Source organism: Pandoraea sp., from assembly GCF_041919235.1.
In the GTDB taxonomy this organism is placed as follows: Bacteria; Pseudomonadota; Gammaproteobacteria; order Burkholderiales; family Burkholderiaceae; genus Pandoraea.
Genome location: NZ_JAYRUC010000017.1, coordinates 1 through 25,912 on the forward strand (window position 1 = coordinate 1; position 25,912 = coordinate 25,912).

Sequence of the window (25,912 nt, forward strand, 5' to 3'; positions counted from 1 at the left end):
TGCTCTTTGCCATGCAGGAACTGGCCGATCTTGAGCGCGTGGCGGCGCTTCCCGGCTTCGAGGACGCCGGGCTAGATTGCGCCCAGGCCGTGCTCGACGAGGCGGCCCGCTTTAACGCCAACGTCATCGCGCCGCTGAACGTCGAGGGTGATATCAACCCCAGTCGTTTCAAGGACGGCGTTGTCACCGCGACGCCCGGCTTCAAGGAAGCCTTTTCTCAGTTCGTGAACGGCGGCTGGCAGGGCGTTGTCCACCCGGCCGAGTACGGCGGTCAGGGACTGCCCAAACTGATCGCGACCGCCTGCGTTGAAATGCTCAATGCCGCGAACCTGTCGCTAGCGTTGTGCCCGGTGCTGACCGACGGGGCCATTGAGGCGTTGCTCATTGCCGGCAGCCAGGCGCAGAAGGAACGCTACGTGCCGAAGCTGATTTCGGGTGAATGGACCGGCACGATGAACCTGACGGAGCCGCAGGCAGGTTCGGACCTCGCGCTGGTGCGCACGCGTGCCGAACCGATCGGCGACGGCAACTACCATATCTTCGGCACGAAGATCTTCATCTCGTGGGGCGAGCACGACATGGCCAGCAACATCGTGCATCTCGTACTCGCTCGCCTGCCCGGCGCCCCCGAGGGCGTAAAAGGCCTGTCGCTTTTCATTGTGCCGAAATACGTCGTCAATGAAGACGGCTCGCTGGGCGCCCGTAACGACGTGCATTGCGTGTCCATCGAGCACAAGATGGGCATCAAGGCGAGTCCGACGGCGGTGCTCCAGTTTGGCGATCACGGCGGAGCCACCGGCGCTCTGGTCGGGGAAGCCAACCGCGGCCTCGAATACATGTTCATCATGATGAATGCGGCACGTTTCGGTGTCGGTGTGCAGGGCATCGCCGTGGCCGACCGCGCATATCAGCGGGCCGTTGCCTATGCGAAAGACCGCGTGCAAGGACGCGCCGTAGACGGCTCGTCGAAAGCGCCACTGAGCATCATCAAACACCCTGACGTGCGCCGGATGCTCGCGACCATGCGCGCGCTCACGGAAGGCGCCCGGGCGCTCGCCTACGTTGCGGCAGCGCACAGTGACATCGGCCACCATCATGCCGATGCATCGGTGCGTGCCGACCATCAGGCAATCTACGAATACCTCGTGCCGGTGGTGAAGGGGTGGAGCACCGAGTTGGCAAACGAGGTCGCCAGCCTTGGCGTGCAGGTGCATGGCGGCATGGGCTATATCGAGGAAACGGGCGCCGCGCAGCATCTTCGCGACGCGCGAATCCTCGCCATTTATGAAGGCACAACGGCGATTCAGGCCAATGACCTCGTCGGCCGGAAGACGTTGCGTGACGGCGGTACTGTCGTCAAGGTGCTGCTCGCGAAAATCGACGAGACCCTCGCGGCATTGTGGGAGCACAAGTCGTACGAATCGAGCGCGGCGTTCCAGGCGCTCCACAAGCGGCTTGGGGCCGGGCGCGAATCGCTCGCAAACGTGGTCGACTACGTACTCACGCACGCCAAGGACGACCCCAACGCCGTGTTCGCAGGCAGCGTCGCGTATCTGAAGCTGGCTGGCATCGTGCTATCCGGATGGCAGTTTGCCCGCGCGTTGCTCGTCGCCACGGACAAGCGCAACGACGATCCCTCGTTCTATGACGCCAAGGCGGCAACCGCCCATTGCTTCGCGACGCAGATCCTGCCGCTCGCAACTGCACTGGAAGCCGCCATCGTTGGCGCCCACGACGGCAACGAAGGTGCGTTGGCGTTGACCGACGACCAGTTCTGACACAGGGGTTGGACATGCTCAGCACAGCAAGCCCGATCGAACAGGCTGGCGCACGCGAGTCGATGGATTATGACGTCGTGATTGTCGGCGGTGGCCCGGCCGGACTATCCGCAGCGATCCGCCTCAAGCAGTTGTCTGCCGAGAACGGCGTCGAGTTGTCCGTGTGCGTTCTGGAGAAGGGCTCGGAGATCGGGGCGCACATCCTGTCCGGCGCCGTCATGGACCCACGCGCCATGACCGAACTCATCCCCGACTGGAAGGAGAAAGGGGCGCCGCTATCGGTGGAGGTCACCGAGGACAAGTTCCTGTTTCTCACCGAAGCCGGTTCGACGGGGGTGCCCGCCTGGGCACTTCCGGACAACTTCAAGAATCACGGCAACTATGTCGTTTCGTTGGCGAACGTGACGCGGTGGCTGGGGCAACAGGCGGAAGGGCTCGGTGTCGAGATCTTCGCCGGCTTTGCGGCCGCCGAAGTGCTGTTCGATGACGACGGCGCAGTCAAAGGCGTTGCGACCGGCAATCTGGGCATCGGCAAGGACGGCAGGCCGACGGAGAACTTCCAGCTCGGCATGGAGTTACACGCGAAATACACGCTCTTCTGTGAGGGCGCGCGCGGGCAGTTGGGCCGTCAACTGAACGAGAAGTTCAAGCTGAGCGATAACGCTGATCCTCAGGTCTACGGCATCGGCATCAAGGAAGTGTGGGAGATCGAACCGTCGAAGCATACGCCGGGCCTGGTCATGCACACGGCCGGCTGGCCACTCGAGAACGACACGTACGGCGGCTCGTTTCTCTACCACATGGACGATCGTCAGGTGGTCGTCGGCTTCGTCGTGGGCCTGGGGTATTCGAATCCGTATCTGTCGCCATTCGAGGAGTTCCAGCGGTACAAGACGCATCCGGAAATCCGCAAGGTGCTCGAAGGCGGGAAGCGTCTGTCTTACGGCGCGCGCGCGATGACTGCGGGCGGCCTGATGTCCTTGCCGAAGCTGGTGTTCTCCGGGGGCGCACTGGTCGGTGACGACGCGGGCTTCCTGAACGCATCGCGTATCAAGGGTTCGCATGCGGCGATCAAGACGGGCATGTTGGCTGCCGAAGCGGCATTTGAAGCGTTGCAGGCGGGGCGTGAGGGCGATGAGCTTACGGCTTATCCCGAGGCGTTCAAGGATTCCTGGCTGTACGCCGAGTTGCACCGCGCCCGGAATTTCAAGCAATGGATGAGCAAGGGTTTATACGTGGGCACGCTAATGGTCGGCATCGAGCAAAAGGTGTTGCGCGGCAACGTCCCGTGGACGCTGCACCACCAGCATTCGGATCACGAGACGCTGAAACCGGCCTCGCAGTGCAAGCCGATCGAATACCCGAAACCTGACGGCAAGCTCACCTTCGACAGATTGTCCTCGGTGTTCATCTCCAACACCAATCACGAAGAGAATCAGCCGGCGCATCTGACGCTGAAGGATCCGGCGGTTGCACTGAACGTGAATTGGCGGACTTATGCGGGGCCCGAATCGCGCTACTGCCCTGCTGGCGTCTACGAGTATGTGAAGCAGGACAGCGGTGGCGAGCAGCTCGTCATCAACGCGCAGAACTGCCTCCACTGCAAAACATGCGACATCAAGGATCCAAGCCAGAACATCGTCTGGGTCGCACCTGAGGGGGGCGGTGGCCCCAACTATTCCAACATGTAATTGAACCCCGAGCGTGCTTCATAGCGTGAGGCACGTCCGGCGTCCATTGGGAGACACAAGAAATGCAAAGAGAAGTCGTTGTCGTCGGTGGCGTTCGCACGGCTATCGGTAAGTTCGGCGGTAGTCTGAAAGACCTCCCACCGACCGAACTGGGTGCGATCGTGGTGCGCGAGGTACTCGCGCGATCGAAAGTGGCGGGCGCCGACGTCGGCCACGTCGTGTTCGGCAACGTTGTCGCCACTGAGCCGAGAGACCTGTATCTGGCGCGCGTCGCGGCACTCGATGGCGGCGTTTCGGAAGCGACGCCTGCCTTCAATGTCAACCGCCTCTGCGGGTCCGGGCTGCAAGCCGTCGTCTGCGCTGCGCAGTCCATTCTGCTGGGTGACGCCGACATCGCAATCGGTGGCGGCGCCGAGAACATGAGCCGGGCGCCATACATTACGCCCGACACTCGCTTCGGCGCGCGCATGGGCAACGTGCAACTGATCGACATGATGTTGGGCGCGTTGCACGATCCGTTCCAACGGGTGCATATGGGAGTCACGGCGGAGAACGTCGCGCGAAAGTACAGCATCACGCGAGAGCAACAGGATGCCCTTGCGATCGAATCGCACCGCCGCGCCTCGCGTGCCATCGCCGAGGGCCGCTTCAAGGAGCAGATTGTTCCGGTGACCCGACGCGTGCGAGGCAAGGAAGTCGTATTCGATACCGATGAACACGTGCGCCAGGACGTCGAACAGACCGAGCTTGCGGAGCTGCGCCCGATATTCCAGAAGGAAAACGGGACGGTGACGGCTGGCAACGCCTCCGGCATCAACGACGCCGCTGCCGCCGTCCTGTTGATGGAGCGCAAAACGGCGGAGGCGCGAGGTCTGAAGCCGCTGGCGCGCCTGGTGTCCTACGCGCATGCCGGCGTCGACCCGCTCTACATGGGCATCGGCCCCGTACCCGCGACGCGCATCGCGCTCGAGCGTGCAGGACTCACCGTAGGCGATCTCGACGTGATCGAAGCCAACGAAGCCTTTGCTGCACAGGCCTGCGCGGTGGCACAGGCGCTTGGGTTCGACCCGGCGAAAGTGAATCCGAACGGCTCGGGCATCTCGCTGGGCCATCCGATCGGTGCGACGGGCGCGCTGATTACTGTCAAGGCACTGCATGAACTCAGGCGCGTGAGCGGACGCTATGCACTCGTCACGATGTGTATTGGCGGAGGCCAGGGCATCGCCGCAATCTTTGAGAATCTTCAATAAGTTGCGCACGAAACCGCAACCCCAGCCACTGAGAGCAATTATGGAAATTGGGACGATAGGAATTGTGGGTGCGGGTACGATGGGCAATGGCATCGCGCAGACCGCCGCTACCGCCGGATGGAATGTCATCGTGATCGATGTCGCCGAGGCGGCCTTGACGAACGGGCTCGCACTGCTGAAAAGCAATCTCGATCGGCTCGTCGCGAAAGACAAACTCAACTCGGAAGCACGGTGCGCTGCACTCGCGCGAGTCAGGTTCTCGACGGACTATCAGCAACTGTCGGATGCCGATCTCGTCATCGAAGCCGCAACGGAAAATGTCGCCCTGAAGCACCGAATTCTGGGGCAGATCGAATCGGTGGCGCGTCCGGGCGCCATCATCGCGACGAATACCTCGTCCATCTCGGTCACGGCGTTGGCGGCGAGTCTGAGCGACGCTTCGCGTTTCATCGGCATGCACTTCTTCAACCCGGCGCCGCTGATGCCGCTCGTCGAGATCATTCGCGGGCTGCAGACGAGCGACGCCACCGCAGACGCGATTAGCGAGTTGACAAAGCGTCTCGGAAAGACGCCGATTGTCGTCAGGAATTCACCGGGGTTCGTGGTGAACCGTATCCTGGTGCCGATGATCAACGAGGCCTTCTTCGTCCTTGCCGAAGGTGTTGCGAGCGCCGATGAAATCGACGCGGGAATGAAACTTGGCGCGAATCAGCCGATCGGCCCGCTCGCGCTCGCGGATCTGGTCGGACTCGACGTCTGCCTGTCCGTCATGGAAGTGTTTCTGAACGACTTCGGAGACCCGAAGTATCGGCCGGCGCCGCTGCTGCGCGAGTTCGTGGCGGCGGGACGGCTCGGGCGCAAGACAGGTCAGGGTGTCTATCGTTACGACTGAATATCGAGCGGGCCTCAGGAGGGTGCCCGCTCGATGGCAGGTCTGACGCCTTTGCCAAATGGGCAGCCAGGCGCGAATCGATCATCGCTGGCTTGGTAGACTGGGACGTGATGGGATAAAACCAACATCAGATTCAGGAGACAATGATGCAGGACGAGTTGACGAACGGCACCCCCTCGGCATACGCCTATCCCTTGCTGATCAAGCAGCTTTTGCATACGCCGCTGGCTCACGCACCGGAGCAGGAGATTGTTTACCGGGGGCAATTGCGAATGACGTACCGGACGATGAACGAGCGCATCTCCAGGCTCGCTAACGCGCTTGCCAGGCTTGGCGTGCGGCATGGCAGCACGGTCGGCGTCATGGACTGGGATAGCCATCGCTACCTGGAATGTTATTTTGCTATCCCGATGATGGGAGCGGTGCTGCAGACGGTCAATATACGACTGGCCAACGCGGAAATCGCCTTCACGATCAATCACGCGGGCGCCGAAGTGCTTCTGGTGCATACCGATTTCCTGCCGGTGATCAATGCGATCAGAGATCAATTGAAATCCGTCCACACATTCGTTCTCATCGACGAAGATGGCGCCGCCCCGACGACGCACACGATTCCGTTTGCGGCGGAGTACGAGCGCATGCTCGCGGCAAGCGATAGGCATTATTCGTTCCCGGATTTCGACGAAAACACGCGCGCCACCACGTTTTACACGACCGGAACCACAGGGCAGCCCAAGGGGGTGCATTTTTCTCATCGGCAACTGGTACTTCACACGATCAGCGTGATGGCCGGGTTGGCGAGTCCGGCCTCCGGTCAACGGCTTCATCGTGGCGATGTCTACATGCCGATCACTCCCATGTTCCATGTTCATGCGTGGGGCATTCCCTACATCGCAACGGTCATGGGGTTGAAGCAGGTCTACCCGGGGCGCTATGCGCCCGACCGGCTGGTGGGGCTTATCCGTGATGAGGGCGTGACTTTTTCGCACTGCGTCGGCACGATTCTGCACATGCTGCTGAACTGCCCCGAAGCGAAGGCGGTCGACTTCAGCCGCTGGAAAGTTATCATTGGCGGGAGTGCATTGACACAAGGTTTGGCGAGGGCCGCTTTCGAGCGTGGCATCGATGTCTTTACGGGCTACGGTATGTCGGAGACCGGCCCGATCCTCACGCTGGCGCAGATCAAGCCCGACCTTGGCGCGCTCGATGTTGACGAGGAGATACGCCTGCGCTGCAAAACGGGGCTTCCCGTTCCTCTGGTCGAGCTGCGGATTGTCGATGACGCGATGGCAGACGTTCCACACGATGGCAAAGCCTTCGGCGAAGTGGTTGTACGCGCGCCATGGCTGACGCAAAGTTACCTTCACAATCCGGAAGCATCGGAGCAGCTATGGGAGGGCGGGTATCTGCATACCCAGGATATCGCCAGCATCGACCCGGCTGGGTACCTGCAGATTACCGATCGACTGAAGGACGTGATCAAGTCAGGCGGTGAATGGGTGTCGTCGCTCGAAATCGAAAACCTGATCTCTCGACACCCTGCGGTCTCCGAGGTAGCGGTGTTCGGCATCAAGGACGAGAAGTGGGGCGAGCGGCCGGTCGCCCTGGTCGTATTGAAGAAGGACGCGGACCCCGTCGACGACGAAGCGATCAGGCGGCACCTGCTTGCGATTGCCGCGACTGGCGAAATTTCAAAATACGCGGTGCCGCAGATCGTCAGGTTCGTCGACTCGCTACAAAGAACCAGTGTCGGCAAGTTGAACAAGAAGGCGATGCGTGAACAGTTCGTCTGAACGATCATTGTGAGGTGAACGCCAGCCGGTCTCTGTATTCACGAGGCGAGCGCGTGATGATCCGCTTGCAAGGGTGGCTAACGCATTCTCCGAGTAAAAGCTGGGCTGCTGCCGGTCGGGCGGACACCGCCGTTCAAGTGCGAAGGTGAAATGAGGCTATCCTAAACTCGGTACCGATCCGAACTAGAAATTCCGACGCTTCGGGGCGGGCCGAATTGGTCCGGATGACGCACTGACAAGCGCGGTGAACAAGATAGGGCAAAAAATTCCCCACCGCACAAACAAAAATGCCCGCTAGGTTAGCGGGCACTTCTTTGCAAAGCCAGATGCTTGGCGGAGAGGGTGTCCGCCGATCATGTCCGTCTGACATGGTTTTCCGGCCTGCCTTCGCATCCCACCCACCAAACAACCCGCCATAGATTGGGCTGCCGAACATTTGATGCGGTCGAGGCAGTCGCCCATAAGGTCCGCAGAGCGTTTCTCTTGTCGACACGTTCGCTTCAAGCGATGAGTTGTGCACCTTGTAGCGGCGAGGGATGGCAGCGTGAGAAACGGTTGCGTGCCTACCCGTGCCGAAGCGCATATTCCATCAGCCTCCGATAGCGTGCGTCATCGACGGCATTAGGGAACGTTTGACTAATGGCATCCAAACAGACTTGCAACTCGGTTGGAGGCCAAGGTTGAGACTCTATGATGGCATCCAGAAACGCCAAGGCATCTTGTGGGTAGAGGACGCACAGGCGTGATTCCCTCAGGAGTTGGATCACGTAGTATGGATGCTCCAAGGGCTGAAGCCAATCGCCGACAGTGGTGAGGGCTTGCGGGAAGGCGTCGCCAGCGGCGATGGTTAGTCGCGCGACCTGCTCGGCTACCGCTTTCGAAGCGAATGCTAGGGACTTTGGCCATATCTTTTGCCAATAGGGGCGTACGCGGTTGGACCAGTACACTTCGCGCTGCTCGCCGGCACCTTCAAGGGCTTGGACAAGGGCCTGCGCCACTTCCTGTAAGCCCTCTCGTGGCAAGGCGTGCGTGGCTGCGCGCAGCTCGATGACCGTGAAGGTGTCAGCAGGATCAAGCGCGACGTAGGTGAGAACCGCAGCGTACTGGCTTCGGTGCTCGCCCAATTCGACGTAATGTCGAGCCGTCTCGAGAAACTCCGCTTTGAAAGCAGCAAATAGCGGCAGGTACAAACGCGGCGACCATAGGAAACCTTCCCAGGCACCACGCGCTTCATTGAGTGAACGATGCCAGTCGAACAGTGGTAACAGGTATTTCGTAGCCCAGTCGCGGTCTACGCGAAAAAGCGCGATCACATTGGCTGCCAGCAGAACGCGGGCATGGCGATAGTGAGCCACGTCTGGATCGCAAAGCGCAGTCAGGGTGGGCTTCAGGTCGTCGGGAAGCCCTTGGTTGTCTTCCGGGTTACGTCGGAACCACCAGTTCAACAAGGCCTGTGCGACTTGCCCGACTGGGTGATTGATCGCGTTGGTCACCGGTTGATCGCCCAGGGGGTCGGCCTGATAGTCCATTGCAAGAAACCGGCGACAGAGATCGAGGAACGCGGCTTCGTGCTCTTCGTACACCTTGGACGATGCCTGTAGCCACCAGGCGGCACTATGTGCGATCGCATTCAGTATGTCGTCGGGCATACGCTGGAGCGTGGGAGCCAAGTAGTGCCACGATCGGCGCAGGAGTCTTTCCCCACTCCAGGCTTGCAAAGCCTCCCGCCATCGCTCGGCAGGCCATATGCCGTCACTAGCGAGCGCATACAAAGCGCAAGCAGCAGTCGGAAATCTCTCAAGGCACATCTCGCGCCAATCATCTTCGTGCAGAGGGTGCGTGGAGGGCGAGCGCTGGAGCCAATTCATCAGATCGCGCCGCCGACGGGGCGCTCTGTCGAATTGACGCGGCGCTTGATAGTCCGGGTCGCCCGTGCCACTCATCCAGTGCGAGAACTCGTCGCGTTGGTTATTCGCGACCTGCCACTCCGGATGAGCAATAGAGAGCGCTTCCAGTCGTGCCCTTGCTTCCATGTCGAGAGCAGTATTACCGAAGGCAAGTTTGGCTAGGCGCAACCACACAGTGTGATCGACCAGATACTCCCAGCGCTCAGGCTCAATGTCATCCCGAAACATCCTCCGTGGTGGGCCTGCCAGAATGGCCGCTTCCAAGCGCACACGCGTATTGGACGGGAGGCTAGCGCCGCGCAATACTAAGAGGCGCATCGTCTCGCGCTGCGTCTCAACCGACCATAGCCACCAGCCGTCATCGGCCAGCAGCCAATCGACCCACTGGTCATCAGTGACCACGCCATCATGGGTCGCGGCGAATAGCGCCAGCCGCTTGAAGGTGGGGTAGCGTTGAACCACCCATCCCTCAACCACTCGGCGCGCTCGAGTCGGTTCGCTCTCCAGGGTGGCAAGCCACGCGTCGCGTAGGATTTCGATCAGCGACACCCAATCGCGAAAGCCGCGGTTTTGCCAGTGCGGGCTGATGGAAGGCAGATGCCAGTGGGCAAGATCACTCCGGTCGTCAGCCCCGCCCAACTCACGCATCAAGTCGAGTGCATCGCGCAGCAGGCTTTGCATGTCATCGAGGAGATCAGGTAGCGCCGCACGCCACCCTGGCGACTTCGCCAGATCGTTCAGCGTCGAATGAACGTAATCGGTGGATAGCACGATCTCCCAGTCGATCAGATCCTTGAGCTCCTGCGGCTCGCCCGCGTCTTCGCGTTCTTCTCCCCAGCGGAAGGGCTGGCGCAGCGAGACTCGCGGCGAGAGCATCTCACGGAGTTCCAGTCGCAGACTGGACGTCATACCCTCGCGAGTGAAGCGATCGCGCCAGCGAAAAAGGTTGAAGTCCTGCCGTGATGACTTCACTCGCCCCGTGAGTATCTGTCGCCAAAGGGTACGCATCATTGGGCGTGGAATTCCATTGGGTGCGCTGGCCCGAATGCGGTTCAACTCCTCGACGTTCCCTTCGCGTTCAAGCTTGGCGAGTTCGTCTAGTCGGTGTTCCACCAACAACACGAAACGGTCGTACAGTTGCGCACCTCGCTTAATTAGCCACCATACGAGAGCAGGGTCATCCAGATGACGTGTCAGCCACCGCGCCAGATGGAACATCACATCGTCCCACTGACTACCCACTTCACCCGCATAAGCCAGCATCATCCATGGCGCGTGTGTATATGGGCTGGGCCTGCGCGTCAGGCTGAATCTCAGCTTGTCGTCGTACTCCCGGCGGGGCGGCACGCCAAAGCGGGTCAAGTCGGCATGGTCGTAGCGGTCCTCGCATAGGGGGCCCAGCCAGTCCAGCGATGGTGCCGGGTCAAAGTCGGCGAAGCGCTTGGCGGCTAGTCCCATAGGGTCGCCCAGTGCCCAGAGCAAGCGACCCACGAAATCATCCTGCTTAGTACTTGCCAGGGGGCGGGCCATCGCACACTCGACGACAATGCGCTCCTTGCCGCGCACACCGTCGCGGTAGGTATCCGCCCACGCCCGCAAGGTCTTGTGCAGGTAACTGTGACGGTTGTGTTCGCGATAGAGAATAGGCGTGACGTTCTTCGCTCGCCATTCGTTGGCGCGTTCGCCCTCCTTGCCTGCTGAATGGCTGCCGAAAGCAAACATCTCCGGCGGCGATTCTCCTAGCAGACGATCGGCGGCCAGCGCATCCATCATGTAGCGCAGCACCGGATCGTTAATGCTGTAACCGACGAAGCAGACGGTGTAGTTGCGGAACAGTTCGCTGACGAAGCGTGCGGCCCAGCGTTCGGTCAGGTATGCGAGGCCGAAGTCACCACTGGAGACAACCAAGCGGTCCAACTCGCTCCCGGTTGGCGCGGACGACAAGAGGCCGTGCAGATACACAAGACCGTTCCATCGGTTTTTCGGGACGGGAAGTAAAGGTGCTTGAAATAGCTCGACGGCAAGCCGCGTGTTGGCGATCACCTCCTCGAACAAACGGTCGAAGTTGGTTGTAATGAGCCTGATTCGTCCATCGCGGCTCTTGCCGAGTGTCAGCAATGCCTCATGGGTGGTGGTCGCATTCTGCTTGCTAAGGTCGGGCGTAAGGACGCCTGCCATAGCCCTGCGCACCCTTTCCCGCCCCCCGACGATCTCGGCTTCCAGCAAGCCAATGGCTGTGTCGAACTGCCCTGCCTTAATCGCCGCCTGCTGCACGGCATTTGGGGTTTCGCCTAGTGCTTCAAAGAGCCGCCGCACCAAACCGGAAAAGCCGGGCAGACGGGCGGGATACGAAATGCCTGCTCCGCAGAAGAACACCACCCGGCCTTCTTCGTGCGCCTGTAGCAGGCGTTCCGGGATATCGGGACCGTTCTTGATGAACTGCATGGCTAAAGGGAAAAATGGTGGGCATGGCGTTCCTTGTGGATGCGTGAGCATCGCGCCTGGACTAAGACGTCCCTTGGCAGGTCCGTATCCTTGTCGCCAGTCGAGAGTTGCGCATTGCCGATACGTTGATTCATTGACGATTGCGAGGCGCTGAAAAATGAACCTGAATTTTAACAGGAGGGGATGGACGGGCGTGGTCGCCTTGCTCGGTTGTACCTGAGACGCTAGGGGAGGTCTCGATTCCGAAAATATCGATTGCCCGCCTGTGTTTTCACCTACCGCAGGCCAAGACTCGCATTGCCGGTGATTAACGTTCCGCAAAGTCGGCCTGAGGCTCGCCCAAGTCGGTCACTTGCTTGTGGACGTAAGCAGAGAGGGCCGTCGTGACTTTGTCTGCGTCGATGCCCAGGACGGCGGCGAGCATGGGGCCAATCCGGGTGGGCCAATCCAGCCACGCGTCGCGGGCGGCCCGGAACTCCTCAAAAAGGATCGTGCTGGCGGTTTCCATGTCGACGAGGGCGCCGGACTTTTGCTCGAACTCGAGGCGATTGAGACACACCAGATATACCTCCTTCAGGCGCCTCGCTTCGTCAAACGGCATGTCCATGTCGATGTCCCCGACCAGACGCTGGGCGGCGTCTTCAATGGTTTCCCCAGGTAGGATGGTGACCTCTCCAGCGCTCGTCTCTGAGCATCGCCCTGGAATCAACTTTGGGCTGGATTTGTTACCCTGACGGTTACCTGAGTCTGCGAGGGTAACAGTGGGGGTAACAGCCGCGGAGGAGCTTGGAGCACCTCCTTTGCGGTGCCGATCCATAAGCGAAAGCGACGCCTTGACATCGACTCGGTCGCCTTGCATGACAAGCCTTCCAGCCTTTTTCCATTTCGCTAACCGTCTTGCGAGATACGTTGCAACGCCGCGCGAAATCTGCCTGCGATTCGACGGTCATAGATTTCTCCTATCTGGCAACTTTGTTACCTTGTTACCCAAATTTGAAAAGTTTGTACCTAGACGAACATCGCGGCGCGCAGTGCCCGTGTGAATTAGTAGGGGGGAAGGACCCGCGATGGCATCACGGTGGCCGACCGCGGCGACCAAGTTCCCATTTTGCCTGCACGAAGGGGGCAACTTCCTTCCCGCGCGGCCTCTGGACAGCACTCAACTCGGCATAACCCCTGATAATGCAGCGGCCTAGCAATGGCGTGGGTTTATCCGGTGGTGTTCGCCACTTGCTCGCCACTCGCAAATAGGTGCAACCGGTGGATGGCGGCGGGGAATGTCAGGACGTTAGGTTAGGCCGTATTGCAAAGCGATCTTGTCTTGGGCTGCGGCGACACGCTGCATGTCCGGCTCCAGGTAGCCGATCGTAGTGAGTGGGCTCTTGTGTCGCATCACCTTCTGTATCGCCTGAATCGGCGTGCCGTTCTCGCTCAAGAGCGTGGCGAATGTGCCGCGAAGTCTATGAGGCGTAATATGCCCGATTCCGATGGCCTGACTGGCCGACATGATCGGCTGGCGGGTGAATCCGCGACCGTATGCCCGGCCGTCTGCCCGCGAGGCAATAAGCCCGGTGGCGCGTCGGAAGGGACGAAGGTAATCAACCAACCACGGCGGCATCGGGATTGGCTCTGCCTCACGCCCTTTGGTGATGCCAGGTGTATAGGTTTGTCGAGCCGCGTCGATCCACTCCCACCGCGCCGAGGCGGCTTCCGATTCGCGCAGTCCCATGGCCAGCATCAGCCGCACCGCGATTCGGACGGGCTCTGCGGCCTGGCGGTCTATCGCCTGGAGCCACGCAGCAGTGAGTGCAACTGGCAAGGTCGCGCGCACCTTTCTTTGTACCGTCAGCATTTTGACCTTAAACGGCACAGCGGGGATCGTGCCGCGATGCACAGCCCAATGACAGAGCAACCGCATGGTGCGCAGCCAATGATTCGCTGAAATAGGGGCATGAGTCGCCAGGTATTGGTTTCGCGCGGCCTCCACCGACGCGGTACTCAACTGATCGACCGGTACATCACAAAGCGCGAATAGATGCAGGCGCCCGAATGCCTCGACGCCTCGAAGGTGGGAGCGACTCGCGGTCAACTGATGTGCACGCAGCCACAACGCGACAAGCTCACGCAGGGTGGGTACGAGTCGGCCGCCTCGTGACCACAGCAACTGCTCGCGATAGGCATCTTCGGCCACACGACGCGCTCGAGTGCGCACGCGCTCCCCCGTCGTGCGCTGGACGCGCTTGCCGTCGATTTGGAAGCGGTAATGCAAAATACTGCCAACGCGGAAAAGGCTAATGGACATAAATGGGGCGGCAATGGAATTGATATGAGATACATCTTCGAGACATAACGCAAGCCGTGGTGACGACAGTGGGTTACTTCGAATCGGCTTTGAACGTCGATGGCATGAACGCAGGGTGAACGGGGTTGACCTGCGCTGTTAACTCGTCTGCGCGCGATGCGTCTCTATACAGGCGATGTGCCAGCGCCAGTACGGGCAAGCTGCCAGGGAGCGTATAAGTCTTGATTGAGGCCAATGCTGCGCCGCGTTGATTCAGGTCAACAATCACCGCGGCGCGCAACGAACACAGGGCTCCGTATGCGTCGTCTTCGCCTTGATCGCCGGCGACCGAGAGTTCGGCGTCTATCAGCGTCGTTACCCGATCGCGCATGCTCACCGCATCGTCGTGCGAGGATGGCAGATAACTCGCAGATGCGCGTGATATCGATCCAATCGCGGCGCGACGGAACAGCCTTCTCATTGCTTGACCCAAAGTCGCGGATGCTGCGCCGACGACAGAATCATCCGTCTGGCCATCGGCAGTGAAATCCACCATCGTCGAAAGCAGTCGCACTGCGTCAGCTGGTGTTGTAGTTGCCGCCAATACGCTTGCGCTCAGCGATTGGGTTGCGGTTGCAAAGGCTGCTACATTCGATTGATCGAGCGACTGCGCAGCGCTAACGAGTGTGGCTGCCGCAGATGCGACGGCAACTCGATTGTTCGTCGCACTTTCAGTAAGGCTGGCAGACGTAGCGGATACAGACGTTTTGTCAGAACCTGCAAACTTGCTAAACGATGGCGTTGCAGAGCTACCCAGAAACCGGCCGAAATCTCCCGGCAGATTCGTCAACACGTTAAACAAATTGCGTGCGTCGGTGACGACACCCGTAGCTGTGTTAGCCCATTCGAGTGCGGCGTTGAGCTTCTTCGTTGCATCGGAGGCGCTTGAGGCTAGCGCCGAAACCGCGTCCTTCGTGAATGACAGCTCCGCAGACAAATCGAGAGCGTCTGCCGCTCGCTCCACGAGTGACTTGGTCGCGGCAGCCACCGAAGGAAATACCTGCGATCCATTTTCGACGAAGACGAACTGAAACTCGAAATATCTGCCTTTCTCCCACCGTTCGACGCTGTGGAAATTCATCAGACTCACTCTACGCCGGCCAAGCGTCGGATGCACGAGTTCGCCGTCGCCAGCCGTCTCGCACGCTGCAATTAGTGCATCCCTTTGAGCGATCACATCATCGCCGACAACGAAACCAAACATCCTAAACTCGCGAAGTCCTCTTCCCAGATCCTCCACCCACTGCGTGTCTCGCTGAGGGTACTCGTGCACCTGCTTGCGTCGTCCGAATGAGTTGTCACTCCCCAGCGAGACGAAGTGGACACCCCGAAAAGAGGCATTGCGCAACTGGGAAAAATAGGAGGGCGCGGTACCGCCCAGGCGTGTGGCGAGAGAATTTGCGAGATTGGTGATGCCCGTTGACGCGCCCAGCAAGGCGCCAGCTCCACTACCGATGTCCATGTTCATTCCTCAAGATTCGAAAAAATTAGCAGGTAATTCCGAAGGGGCACCCAATCAACCCCGCGCCACAGGCCCACACACATCTCGTCTTCGCCGTGGATCAGAATCATGCGGCTGGCGCTCAGTAAGAGCTCATGTCGAGCGAGAAAAAGTTGCCGGCATACTCGCGCGTCACAGGTCCGACTCGATACCCTGCGCGCTTATCCTCCGGCGGAGCCGACGCATCGATTACGCGCGCAGAGGTGATACCCGGTTTGGGTTCGGGCATCTCGTCCTCGCCATGCACTGCTACCACACGTTTAGCCTGCAGATTCCGAGCGGTCGACTCGTCGAGATAGATGTCCTCGTCCGGGCCGAAGGTTTCGGCTAGCTTCGACGAGATGACCGTGTCCGTCCTGGCATCGCGCAGGACCTTGATTCCAGTGCTCACGGTTCCTCGCAAAATGCGAACTTTCAATTGCCGCTCAGCGACTCTCGCCAGCAGCGGGTCGGTGCATTCCACACCCGCCGTGCGCAGCATCTTCACGAAGTCACAGGTCTGCTGGTCAGAAAATCCTTCGGTTTTCGGGTCTGCCCATGTGGGCAAATACCAATAGTTCGGATAGTCGGGTGTGTACTCGGACGCGACCTTGGGGTCAGCGAGACGAGACGCCGTATGCGGCACCCGCAACCCTTTTTCGCGGATGTCGCTAAGGACTTGGATTCCTCGCGCGGGAAAATCCACCGCACCGATCGCTGGCCGGGCACAGTGCCATGCCCTCTCAGCGGCTACCATCCCGGCTACAGCCTCTTCGAGAGCCACGACAGCCGCTACATAACGGTCGCGCGCCGCATCGTGCTGTGCGACGATCTCATCGCAGATCGTGTCGCGCAGGCGCGTCTTCAGGTCCTCTAGTTCCACCTCAGCAATGCGTTGCCCTTCGGCGATTACCTCGAGCGTGTCGCGCGCAGTTGCTGCGGACTTCTGCGCGGACTCGTGCAGAGCCTCCTCGTTCGAGATCCGTGCATCGATCGTGCTGGTGTTCGCCGTTTTCTTGCTGATCAGCGCTTCGGCGAGCGCGCGGCGTCGCTGCTTCTTCAGTTCTTCGACAGCGGCGGCATGCGCGTTTGCGTTGTCGATCACCTGTTGAGTGGTTTCGTAGTCTTGCGCCAGGCGTTGAACCGACTTCCCTTGCGCCTCGATCTGGTCCTGCAGCTTCTTAATGGTCTTCACTCACAAACTCCTGGTTAGCGAACCGACGTGCGCCGGTTGTTGCCGTTGCCGGCGTCAGCATGCACAGCCGTCAGGACCGTCATCGCGCTCGCCGCGGATAAGCCGGTCTCGAAGGCAAGGGTATAAGCCAGACTCACGTGACCGAGTTCAACGCCGTGCGTCATGATTTGTTTGCAGCGCGTGCGCTCGGAGGCGGCGACTTCCTTGTCGTCGCGTCGCGCTTCGTAACTGTGGGGCTGCTCAATAGCGGAAATGGCAGTCATGAACGGCGTCGAGTCAGCGACGACTTGTTTGCGCTTCGGACTCGCCAGCTTTTTTATGACTTCCATCGATCGGGCGCTTGAAATTCGATGGACCGCATTGACCGCGTGTGACTTGATCGTCGGCAGGCCGAGAAAATGCGCGAATGACGCTATCGCGTGTCCTTTCTGCTTCATCGTGCTCTCACTGGTTTGATGGGGCTCAGGATGTCGAGCCGATGAGGAAAGTTTCAGTGAGCAATCCGGGCAGAACAATCAGCCAGTCGCACGCGGCATAAAGAAAGGCGGCGAAGGCCGCAATCCCTTGCCGCTTCAAGGGATTGCGGCCGAGACGCTTAGGTTTGTTGGGGCGTCGCTACACCGTTCCGTCTTGCGCAATTTGCGCAGACTGCGCCAGCACTGAAAAACGCCACTCTCTGAGGGAATGCCGGCGGATCGTGCGTGGAGACCAGTCCTGCGTGAATGTCGCGTTGAGGTCGCGCGCGATCCCTTTCGATACCGCATCTTCGGACGGAATCGAACCTGTCATATCGAAGCGCTCGCGGGCCCACGCATCGGCGAGACGCGACGCCGTCTCGCGGACCGCCGCATCGCCGGCCGCCTGACGCCGCGCGGGGGTCTCCGGTCGAAAGTCATCGGCGCAGACCTGAACGTCCGTACCGATGGACGAAAGCCACCGGTTTAGCTCCGTAACGGTGACGTCTCCGACGACGAGAGCAGTCATGACCGCGCCAGGCTGGTCCGGATAGATCGGGCGCCGATCGTCGGATCGGCGCAGCCGCAGATCACCTCGAATGAATCCTTGCAGAATTTCTTGCCGCCAGCGCGCGGAAACAACATCCCGCCGCGCTCGGCAGGTCGGCTCGATGACGCGCGCAATCGCAAGCGCAGCGTTCGACAGTCCATTCATGAAAGCCTCCCGCTAGACGTGGCACGTGCTTTGTCTAGGCGCTCGCGAAAGTGATAGAGATCCGGCTGCAGGGTGCTGACCGGCTGGCGCTCAACCAGGAACAGCACGCTCTCGAGCATCTGGTCTGGCCACTGCTCCAGCGCCGCCAGGTCCACGATGGAGGCATCCAGTTCGGCTTGCCATTGCTGCACCTGCTCCAGTGTTGCCGGCGGTATGTAAGGCGTAAACGGGCCGTCCTCGACCGGCAGGCCCACCAATTGGGACACGCAAGCAAACAGAGCATCCCGGTTCGCCCTCATGGCCGGCAGCATGGCCGCGATCGACTCCTCGGGGCCGGTGTACCGCAACTTGTCGCCGTTCATGGTCAACGTCAACGAGCGCCGCCGGCACTCATGCCACAGATTCAGGGCACTCATGGCGCCTCCCTTGCTGAGAGACTGGCGGCTCGGGCGATAGCGAGCATTCCCGTAAATGCCGAGACGAACAGGCGTCTCAGGCGGTGCGTAAGCGGGCATCCAAGTTCGATCAGCAAAAGATTGATCGCTTGGCGCAGCGCAGTTGCATCAGAGTTGATGCCAGGATCCGTGAGGTGCCCAATTGCCTCCAGTACCGCACGCTCGACCAAAATTTTCTCGACTCGATTATTGACAGAAATGGAGCCAATTACTGTCTCAGCGAGGTTGTCGATATATTCAGGGGAGATCACAGGTCGCCTCCCGTGTCGCTCGTCGCATTTTCCGGAAGTCCGCCAGTCTCTGTACGGTGGCGGTCTTCGCGGTCTTCGCGAAATTCCGCGTCAGAAACCTCCTCGGAAACCCCCGTATCTACCGAAGACCGCCAAGCATCCCGAAGGCCGCCACGGTATAGAGTCTGGCGTTCTTCGGTTTCTTCGTGGCGGACTTCGGCGGGGAGTGCCCATACCCAGCCTTCTTTCATGCTGACTTTGCGGGCCTCGACGCTGAGCTCACGCTTGGCTCTCTCCATCGTCCGCCACGAGTATCCCGCGCCAGTCGCGTCTGATCGGATCAACTTCACCGATAAAGGACCGGACGAGAGCAAAGCGCGCAGGAAATCGACCGCCTCACTACGGGCTGAGCGCTCGTCGTCGTCCGGCACGATTTCAACGTCGCCGATGATGTCGCGGGATGTGCCGTCGATGCGCTCCCCCCAGACAACCCGACTTGCCTCGATGCCGTTCGCATCAGCCTGTTCCAACGTATAGCTAATCCCGCCATCGTCGGGCGCGATGTTGCACTTAGCGCGAGCGAGAACGCGGCGTTCCTCGGACTCGTCTTTCGCAGCCACCAGCGTCATGCGGGCTAGGGCGACAAACGCCTGAGAGCCAATCACTCGCTCCGCAGGCGAACTGCCTTTGCTACCCTTGCTGAAGTGCGAGATGCCCAAGACCGCGCATCGATGCGCACTAGCGGTGTCGACGAGCGCCTGAAGGTCGCGTCGTACATCGTTCGCCTTATTGGAATCGCCAGCCACTGCCGACACGATTGGATCGATGATGAGCAGCGCGGCATTGCGGATTTCACCAATGCGCTCGGCGAGTAGAGGGACGTCGCGAGCCGGATCAAACGGCTGGATCGTGCCGTCTTCGTCAGTACGCCCGCTGATAATGTGGATCCTGTCTAGATCAGCACCCGCCGCCATCAGGCGCGGGACGATCGTGTCGGCCGGATTGTCTTCGCCGCTCCAGATCAATACATCACCCTTGCGGCTACAGGCCGTGCCATCCGGCCACTTTCCGCCGTGGGAGATCGTTGCAGCGAGTGCGAGAGCCAAAGTCGTCTTGCCAGTACCGGGCGAACCTGCAAGCAGGCTCAATTTGCCTTCCGGGAGCCAGTGCAGCCAGAGCCAGCGGATAGCCTCAGGGACAATGTCCGATGCGCGCGTGAGCAAGACGGTCGGACGTACTCCCTGTGCCGGCTTGGTGCTGCCGTGCGGTGCCGCTGTACGGTCGACACAGGCCCGCACGGCCGCCAGACCGTCCAGAGCGTGCAGGTCGTTAAAGTCGGTGGCACCCTCCGGCCGGCTTCCGCCGAAGCGAGGCACGGCGACGCCTGCGCCAATCGACTTGGCGGCTTCCGTCGCCTTGGTCAGGCCTGGATTACCGTCGGTCAGGTGGTCGTCGTCCGCGCAGATCACGAGCGGCACACCGGGCAACTTGGCGCGCAGCGATTTCGCCACCGCGAGCAGATTGCCTGCGTTCATCGCCGCAGCCACCGGATAGTCCGTGGCCTCATGCAGGCTGCATGCCGTCGCCCAGCCTTCGCAGATCAGCAGCGGCACAGTGGAACTCGGTTTGCCACCGATCGAGCAGTAATTGCCGGCGACCGTCGCCCCGCTCTTGAATCGCTTGGTGCCGTCTGGCTGGATGAATTGCAGGTTGCGCAACTCGCCCGAGGCATCACGCAGCGGAACCAGGAGCCCGTCGCGCATCTGCTTGGCGGCCGCCGGTTTTATCCGCTTCCGTTTTAGGTAGGCATGTTCGGCGTGGACCGTTCCTGCTCGATCCCAAAGGCGCTGACAGACAGCTTGAGCTTGAGCTGCAACCTCCGCTCGAGCCTTGGCCTCAGACTCCTTTGCCGCCAGGATCGTGGCACGGTGAGCCTGGCGTTCCTCCGGCGAGAGATTGCGCTCGGCCTTGGCGCACCACGTCTCGGACAGACCGGTGCGCCAATCACCAAACGAGCCGGCGGGCAGAGCATCACCATGCAGCACGTACCAGGCAGAGCGCTTACCGCGCTTCTCGTCCGGACCGTCGAAGCGGTGCAGCTTGCCGTCAGCGACGATTTCTGCCGGACACAGGCCGTGTTCGGCAAGCGCCGCCGCGAACCGCTGTTCGAAATTGATGGGGGCGTTCATGCGTGCACACCTCCCTGTCGACGAATGGCGGGGTACTGTTTGGCGAAATAGTCTTTCGCCTGCATCCAGAGCCACAGCGGGACGATTTCCCATCCGGTTTCGCCAGGGCTGGATCGCTCGGCGATCATCTGTCGGGCTTCTTCGGTCGACACTGGTGGAAAATAGGCAGTGCCGGTCGGTGCGACGACAACGAAATCCCGAGGGGAGAGGGCTTTGCGATAGCGCGTGTTACGCATGGCGCACCCCCTCGAACCATTCGCTTTCACCTTCAAAGCGTTCGGAGTACGCCCTGGATAGATCCGCTCCGACCTGGGCCAATGCGGCGATGTCGACAGAAGCGCCGCCGGCCACAGCGTGCTCGATCGCAGCAAACAATGCGCGAGCTTGCGTGAGAACGTCAGATGCTGCGCTCAATTCACGGGATGCGCGCTCCAATGCTTGAGTCGGCTTATGCATGGCGGGCCTCCAACATGGCTTTCGAGCGACGCTCAAAACGCGAGTCGACGTAGGTGCACCCGACTCCTTCCGCATTGGAGCTGATGGCGTCCTCGACGCTCTCGCTAATGCCCCAGATGGCCTCGAAAGCTCGAGCAAGGGTTTCCACGCTGTCCTGCCCGGCTGGCGTCTCAAGGGCCATGAGCGCGAGTTTTGCGATGGCTCGGATTTCCTCAAAGCCATATCGAGCCAATTCGCCGTTGTCGATGACCGTGGTACGCAGTTCCTGGATGGTGACCTCAGCCATGGCGGACCTCCGCTTGGGCGAGTTCAGCCAGGATACGAAGGGCTTCGCCGGTTGCGTCGAGCGCGTCGAAGACGGTCGGAGCAATAGCGGCTTCGCGCAATGCTGCGCGGATGATTTCGATAGGGGATTGCGTTTGCTCAGGACGAGCGAGGTCTTGGCGCATGGTGCGGCCTCCGTTTGTTGCGTTTTCACTCCCGCTCCCCATCGCCAAATGGGGTGGGCGGGCACAAGGCAGGGTTGGCGAACCGGTACAAACGGAAACCGGCCGACCCGAAGGTCGCCCCACCAAGGCCCGCCCATTGATAGTGAAGGCGCGCGAAGGCATACGGACGTAAAAAAACCGCACTGAGGCGGTCGTCCGCCGTTTGATTATCAGGTCGCCAAACCCGTTCGCTGTTGTTTCAGCGACGGCCCAAGAATAAAGCCGGCGGTTTACGAGCGTCAAGGGGTTTTTCATCAGACAACCCCCTTCGGATCGATAGCGCGGCCGGCGAGCATCAGGCCCTGGACGATCTCCGTGAGTTGATCGGGGCGCAATGTGACGCCGGCGCGGCCAGGCTTGAACTCACCGAGTTCGGTTGAGTACCAGGTGCGCAGGTCGATGAACGTGCGTCCGCGGTACTCGCTGATGGTTATGCGCAAGCGTTCGCTATCGCTCTTGCGGATGTCGAGGTAGGTGTTCTCCGTGGGCATTAGGCATCTCCAGTGCGCTTGATGGCGACCTGAAATCCATCCTTGCCGAGACACCTATCAAGCTTTCTCGCCAGCTCGATTACCCGGTCGGACACTTCACGGCGGGCCAGCATTGTCTCGAAGAGGTCACGGTTCTTGAAACCTCGGTCGGAGGCGACGGACAGAATCGCATCGGTCAGCGCCGCCGCACGGCAGCGACCTTCGGGCGTGCTTTCTTCCGCCGGACCGTAGATTGCATCGGCCACGACCAGCAACGTCCCCCCAGCGCTCATGAGGTATTCGTCGCCGTTTTTGACGAAAAGGTCGTTCATGCTGCACCTCCCACCAGGCCGATGATGCCCAGTGCTTCGCGGTGCTGTGCTATCTGCTCGAAGTCGCCTTGCGTGGACTTGCCCACCAGTAAGCGGCTAGCGAAGCCTGACGATTCCACCACTTGGGCACACGTCATCTCGCGAGCGTGAACGACGCCGGCAAACGTGTTGAGGGCCTCGTAAACTTTGCTGTACGAAAGGCGATGTCGGGCAACGATAGCGGCCGCTGCCGTTAGCAGCATTTCCCGATCACAGGTGGTGCTGGGCTCAGAGGCTGCCTTGTCCCAGATCGTCAGGCCGCCTCGGAGAATGTGGTCGATCTGCTGATCGCACCAGACAGCAAAGCGCACGTCGCACCAACGTGCGAACGCCACGCCCAGTTTTGGATGCAACCAGGTGCCACCATTGCGACCTTCCTGCGTTCGAACTAACTCCCTCACATCTGAGGAAGTTTCTGCTTCGACGAGCGCCGCCATGTACTCCTTCGTTTCGGCCAAGCGAAGCCAGTTGTCCACGCGCTTGTTGAAACGCTTTGCAGCCGCCGTCGCGTTGAACCACCCATCTCCCGTGAAGGTGATGGCGATGCCTTCGTACTCGACGACGTGCGTGTTGACCAGGTTCGTTGCGCGGGCCGGTAGATCCGCAGTAAACTTGCTCTGCTTGAGGGCGCTCGATTCGGCTTTGCTGGGTCGGGCGTTTTTCTTTTTGGTCATGCTGCGACACCCCCGTTGAGGATGGCTCGCAGCTTCCCGACATTCCAGCGTGTCGAGCGGCCGTTGCGGATGGGTTGAGGGAGAATGCCGCGCTTCGTGCGCAGCCAGACAGTGCTTTCCGAGCAGCCGAGTAGCGCCGCCACAGTGATGGCATCAACGCCCGCCGCATCCGGCAAGGCATCGAAGTTCTTCAGTTGATCGACCTGCTTCATTCCTATCGCTCCATGTAGAACCTCTTGCGAGGTGGCGATAGGAAATTTATGCCTCAGGAGCGCCGACTTGTAGATCGTCGGCTGGATAACGGAACATGGCGAGCCGACGACGTTTAACGCCAAGCCGCCAACGTTATATGTCAGCCGGTTGACGAGGTATAGCCGCCATCTTTGAGCCAGCCTGAAATAGTTGTAACCGCCTGATCAGGGCTCATTTTGATGCCTTTCTTATTGGCAAATTCGAGCACCGAGTCTTTAATGCCCATTGCGGCATTTCTTCTGCTCTTGTACCTACCCAGATTGGCTAACTCGACCGCATGTTTTTGAATCGGTTCGAAGCGAGCAGCTTGCGCCAACCCCCCAAGCGAGCCGAACTCTTTGCGGATAGCCGCAGGAGATATATCGTTTCCGGCGTTCGCTATCAAGTCAATTGCCCCCGCAATCTCGGTAAGTGCGATGCCGATACAAAGGCTGTCGTGCGGCGTCGACTCTTTACCGCGCAGAATACCCAAAGCATCGTCCAGTGCGTGCAGGAGGATCAGAAGCAACACGTTGAGACTGACCGTTGCTTCGTCATTCTTCGTGGCTTGTAGCGCCATACTGCACAGTGCAGACAGCGACGGACGCTGCTCGTTGTCGATGTGGCTGAGTTCCTTCTCCAAGTCTTCCGCGGCACGACGAAGAACGTCATCGACGATTTGGCGATTCTTTGTCACGATGGTTTTTCGCTGCGCACTGCGAATTCCCCAGCCGGGGTCATACCCCTCGACGTCTGCGGATAAACGGTCTATCACTCCGAACGTAAGTGATATCGCTCCTTGAAGTGGCCGATGTCGCTTGCCAAGTGCTATGGACCAATAGGGGTCCGCCAAGCGCAACGGGGAGATATTCTTGAAAGCGTGGAATTCCATGTTGCCCTCACGTTATGCTTTCTGGATGAGGCAAAATTCAGCCCAATCGGTCATCAACTGCCGCCGCTTCTCCAGCACATCCCCACGCCAATAGGCTGCCTCAGTGGCATCCCCGCGCACGTGAGCCAAAGCGACTTCGGCCAACTCCTTCGGATAGGCTGTATGCTCTCCGACCCAGTCCCGGAACGTGGATCGGAAGCCATGCGGTGTGGCGTCAAGCTTCATGCGCCGCATGATGGCCAGAAGCGTCATGTCCGATAACTTTGCGCCGGCGCGTGGGCTCGGAAATATCAAGTCGACGCCAGCTCGCGTCGGGACGGAACGGAGTAGATCAAGCGCCGACGGCGACAATGGCACGCGGTGCTCCTTCTTCGCCTTCATCTTCTCGGCCGGCACCGTCCATACCGCCTTGTCCAGGTCGATTTCGTTCCAAGTGACCGCCCGTGCCTCGCCAGACCGTGCGGCCGTCAGGACCGTAAATTCCAAGCACCTCGCGCCAATGCCTTCGGTTGATCGCAGCGCCGCCATAAAGGCTGGTATTTCATCGATCGGCAATGCTGGGTGGTTGCGGACGCGCTTGGCCTTGTTGGGGGCCGCAAGTATCTTATCCAGATTCCCACGCCAGGCGGCCGGGTTCGTCCCTTCGTCCCGGTAGCCTTTCACCCGCGCCCAATCGAGGATTGCCTCGATCCGGCCACGCAAACGAGACGCCGTTTCTGTCTTGGTTGTCCAGATGGGCTCAAGAATCTCTGTAATGTGGCCGCGGCTGACGTGGCGGACCATCATCGAGCCGATCAGAGGGTATGCGTATTTGGCGAGGGTGCTTCCCCACTGCGCACTGTGTTTCGTGTTTTGCCATTCGACGGATTTGGCAGCGATAAAACGCCGTGCGGCATCGAGAAAAGTGACTTCGAGGATTTGGCTTGCCCGCAGCGCGCTCGCCGCTTCTAGGCGGGCCATCACAGGATCAATACCGGCCTGAATATCAGCCTTGAGTGCGCGTGCCTTCTCTTGCGCCTGCGACAGCGTGACGTCTGGATAGCCGCCCAGGCCAATCTCGCGGCGTCGAGCGCCCACGGTTGCCCGGAGAATCCATGAACGACTTCCGGAGGGAGATATTTGAAGCGCAAGGCCAGAGACACCGCCGACGGCGTGCGTGCCTGGCTTGGATAGTTTGGATACCGCGAGCGCCTTGAGCTCCTTCGCGACTTTGGGCATTTCCGGGGCCTCCTAAACAACCCACCAATCAACCCGCCAAAAAATTTACGATTTCGTCGGAGTATATCAGAGGCTGTCGGAGCGAACTTTCGGCCCAAAAAACAAAAAAGCCCTGAAAATTCAGGGCTCTTTGCAACTTCTTCGGTCTTTATCAGACCGCTTCAAAGCAGGCTGCTGGCGGAGAGGGTGGGATTCGAACCCACGGTACGGTATAACCGTACACCGGATTTCGAGTCCGGCGCATTCGACCACTCTGCCACCTCTCCAAGCGTTCTTCCTGCTTTGGTACGCCGCCT

The 25,912-nt window shown here is 60.2% G+C and carries 25 protein-coding genes and 1 tRNA gene; 5 read left to right on the top strand and 21 right to left on the bottom strand.

Features of this window, described 5'->3' with window-relative positions:
• From ACE3UG_RS14550 to ACE3UG_RS14570, 5 genes are all read left to right on the top strand, one after another.
• The coding region (locus ACE3UG_RS14550) for an acyl-CoA dehydrogenase (protein ID WP_374625048.1) at positions 1 to 1,778 on the top strand (1,778 nt) is incomplete at its 5' end.
• A gap of 14 nt (positions 1,779 to 1,792) precedes the next feature.
• Entirely contained in the window at positions 1,793 to 3,469 is a 1,677-nt protein-coding gene (locus ACE3UG_RS14555; protein WP_374625050.1) for a 4Fe-4S dicluster domain-containing protein, read from the top strand.
• A 62-nt stretch (positions 3,470 to 3,531) separates the two neighbouring features.
• Positions 3,532 to 4,719 carry a beta-ketothiolase BktB gene (gene bktB / locus ACE3UG_RS14560; RefSeq protein ID WP_374625052.1) on the top strand — a complete coding sequence of 396 codons (1,188 nt, stop codon included), beginning with the start codon at positions 3,532 to 3,534 and terminating at the stop codon, positions 4,717 to 4,719.
• A gap of 40 nt (positions 4,720 to 4,759) precedes the next feature.
• Complete coding sequence (locus ACE3UG_RS14565; RefSeq protein WP_374625054.1) at positions 4,760 to 5,611, top strand: 3-hydroxybutyryl-CoA dehydrogenase; 852 nt, start codon at positions 4,760 to 4,762, stop codon at positions 5,609 to 5,611.
• A 146-nt stretch (positions 5,612 to 5,757) separates the two neighbouring features.
• The gene (locus ACE3UG_RS14570; RefSeq protein ID WP_374625245.1) at positions 5,758 to 7,404 is read left to right on the top strand and encodes a fatty acid--CoA ligase; all 1,647 of its coding nucleotides are present in this window, start codon (positions 5,758 to 5,760) and stop codon (positions 7,402 to 7,404) included.
• A gap of 563 nt (positions 7,405 to 7,967) precedes the next feature.
• On the opposite strand, the gene dsr1 is transcribed toward ACE3UG_RS14570, so the two are convergent.
• From dsr1 to ACE3UG_RS14675, 21 genes are all read right to left on the bottom strand, one after another.
• Positions 7,968 to 11,756: an anti-phage defense-associated sirtuin Dsr1 gene (gene dsr1 / locus ACE3UG_RS14575; RefSeq protein WP_374625056.1), complete on the bottom strand. Its 3,789-nt coding sequence runs from the start codon at positions 11,754 to 11,756 to the stop codon at positions 7,968 to 7,970.
• A 307-nt stretch (positions 11,757 to 12,063) separates the two neighbouring features.
• The gene (locus ACE3UG_RS14580) at positions 12,064 to 12,363 is read right to left on the bottom strand and encodes a hypothetical protein (RefSeq protein ID WP_374625058.1); all 300 of its coding nucleotides are present in this window, start codon (positions 12,361 to 12,363) and stop codon (positions 12,064 to 12,066) included.
• Between the two features lie 681 nt (positions 12,364 to 13,044).
• Complete coding sequence (locus ACE3UG_RS14585; protein ID WP_374625060.1) at positions 13,045 to 14,058, bottom strand: tyrosine-type recombinase/integrase; 1,014 nt, start codon at positions 14,056 to 14,058, stop codon at positions 13,045 to 13,047.
• Between the two features lie 73 nt (positions 14,059 to 14,131).
• Positions 14,132 to 15,559, bottom strand: a complete 1,428-nt coding sequence (locus tag ACE3UG_RS14590; protein ID WP_374625062.1) for a DNA circularization protein — start codon at positions 15,557 to 15,559, stop codon at positions 14,132 to 14,134.
• 121 nt (positions 15,560 to 15,680) lie between these two features.
• The gene (locus tag ACE3UG_RS14595) at positions 15,681 to 16,772 is read right to left on the bottom strand and encodes a hypothetical protein (protein WP_374625064.1); all 1,092 of its coding nucleotides are present in this window, start codon (positions 16,770 to 16,772) and stop codon (positions 15,681 to 15,683) included.
• A 14-nt stretch (positions 16,773 to 16,786) separates the two neighbouring features.
• Positions 16,787 to 17,287, bottom strand: a complete 501-nt coding sequence (locus tag ACE3UG_RS14600; RefSeq protein ID WP_374625066.1) for a hypothetical protein — start codon at positions 17,285 to 17,287, stop codon at positions 16,787 to 16,789.
• 100 nt (positions 17,288 to 17,387) lie between these two features.
• A complete protein-coding gene (locus tag ACE3UG_RS14605; RefSeq protein WP_374625068.1) occupies positions 17,388 to 17,942 on the bottom strand; it encodes a hypothetical protein in 555 nt (184 codons plus the stop codon).
• Positions 17,939 to 18,358: a hypothetical protein gene (locus tag ACE3UG_RS14610; protein ID WP_374625070.1), complete on the bottom strand. Its 420-nt coding sequence runs from the start codon at positions 18,356 to 18,358 to the stop codon at positions 17,939 to 17,941. Before ACE3UG_RS14610 ends, ACE3UG_RS14605 begins: the two co-directional genes overlap by 4 nt.
• Positions 18,355 to 18,648, bottom strand: coding sequence for a hypothetical protein (locus tag ACE3UG_RS14615; RefSeq protein WP_374625072.1), 294 nt, complete (start codon positions 18,646 to 18,648; stop codon positions 18,355 to 18,357). The genes ACE3UG_RS14610 and ACE3UG_RS14615 overlap by 4 nt, the downstream gene beginning before the upstream one ends.
• Positions 18,645 to 20,816, bottom strand: a complete 2,172-nt coding sequence (locus tag ACE3UG_RS14620) for an AAA family ATPase (RefSeq protein WP_374625074.1) — start codon at positions 20,814 to 20,816, stop codon at positions 18,645 to 18,647. The genes ACE3UG_RS14615 and ACE3UG_RS14620 overlap by 4 nt, the downstream gene beginning before the upstream one ends.
• On the bottom strand, positions 20,813 to 21,052 hold the full coding sequence (locus tag ACE3UG_RS14625; RefSeq protein WP_374625076.1) for a hypothetical protein: 240 nt from the start codon (positions 21,050 to 21,052) through the stop codon (positions 20,813 to 20,815). The genes ACE3UG_RS14620 and ACE3UG_RS14625 overlap by 4 nt, the downstream gene beginning before the upstream one ends.
• Positions 21,045 to 21,272, bottom strand: a complete 228-nt coding sequence (locus ACE3UG_RS14630) for a hypothetical protein (protein WP_374625078.1) — start codon at positions 21,270 to 21,272, stop codon at positions 21,045 to 21,047. The genes ACE3UG_RS14625 and ACE3UG_RS14630 overlap by 8 nt, the downstream gene beginning before the upstream one ends.
• On the bottom strand, positions 21,265 to 21,558 hold the full coding sequence (locus tag ACE3UG_RS14635) for a hypothetical protein (RefSeq protein ID WP_374625080.1): 294 nt from the start codon (positions 21,556 to 21,558) through the stop codon (positions 21,265 to 21,267). The genes ACE3UG_RS14630 and ACE3UG_RS14635 overlap by 8 nt, the downstream gene beginning before the upstream one ends.
• Positions 21,551 to 21,721 carry a hypothetical protein gene (locus ACE3UG_RS14640; RefSeq protein ID WP_374625082.1) on the bottom strand — a complete coding sequence of 57 codons (171 nt, stop codon included), beginning with the start codon at positions 21,719 to 21,721 and terminating at the stop codon, positions 21,551 to 21,553. Before ACE3UG_RS14640 ends, ACE3UG_RS14635 begins: the two co-directional genes overlap by 8 nt.
• Positions 21,722 to 22,014: 293 nt before the next feature.
• Complete coding sequence (locus tag ACE3UG_RS14645; RefSeq protein ID WP_374625084.1) at positions 22,015 to 22,251, bottom strand: transcriptional coactivator p15/PC4 family protein; 237 nt, start codon at positions 22,249 to 22,251, stop codon at positions 22,015 to 22,017.
• Positions 22,251 to 22,562, bottom strand: a complete 312-nt coding sequence (locus ACE3UG_RS14650) for a hypothetical protein (RefSeq protein WP_374625086.1) — start codon at positions 22,560 to 22,562, stop codon at positions 22,251 to 22,253. Before ACE3UG_RS14650 ends, ACE3UG_RS14645 begins: the two co-directional genes overlap by 1 nt.
• Positions 22,559 to 23,275, bottom strand: a complete 717-nt coding sequence (locus ACE3UG_RS14655; protein WP_374625088.1) for a KilA-N domain-containing protein — start codon at positions 23,273 to 23,275, stop codon at positions 22,559 to 22,561. Before ACE3UG_RS14655 ends, ACE3UG_RS14650 begins: the two co-directional genes overlap by 4 nt.
• Positions 23,272 to 23,487 carry a helix-turn-helix transcriptional regulator gene (locus ACE3UG_RS14660; protein WP_374625090.1) on the bottom strand — a complete coding sequence of 72 codons (216 nt, stop codon included), beginning with the start codon at positions 23,485 to 23,487 and terminating at the stop codon, positions 23,272 to 23,274. The genes ACE3UG_RS14655 and ACE3UG_RS14660 overlap by 4 nt, the downstream gene beginning before the upstream one ends.
• A 140-nt stretch (positions 23,488 to 23,627) precedes the next feature.
• On the bottom strand, positions 23,628 to 24,398 hold the full coding sequence (locus ACE3UG_RS14665; protein ID WP_374625092.1) for a hypothetical protein: 771 nt from the start codon (positions 24,396 to 24,398) through the stop codon (positions 23,628 to 23,630).
• 12 nt (positions 24,399 to 24,410) lie between these two features.
• On the bottom strand, positions 24,411 to 25,616 hold the full coding sequence (locus ACE3UG_RS14670; protein WP_374625094.1) for a tyrosine-type recombinase/integrase: 1,206 nt from the start codon (positions 25,614 to 25,616) through the stop codon (positions 24,411 to 24,413).
• Positions 25,617 to 25,791: 175 nt separating this feature from the next.
• A tRNA-Ser gene (locus tag ACE3UG_RS14675) sits at positions 25,792 to 25,882 on the bottom strand.
• Positions 25,883 to 25,912: the final 30 nt, after the last annotated feature.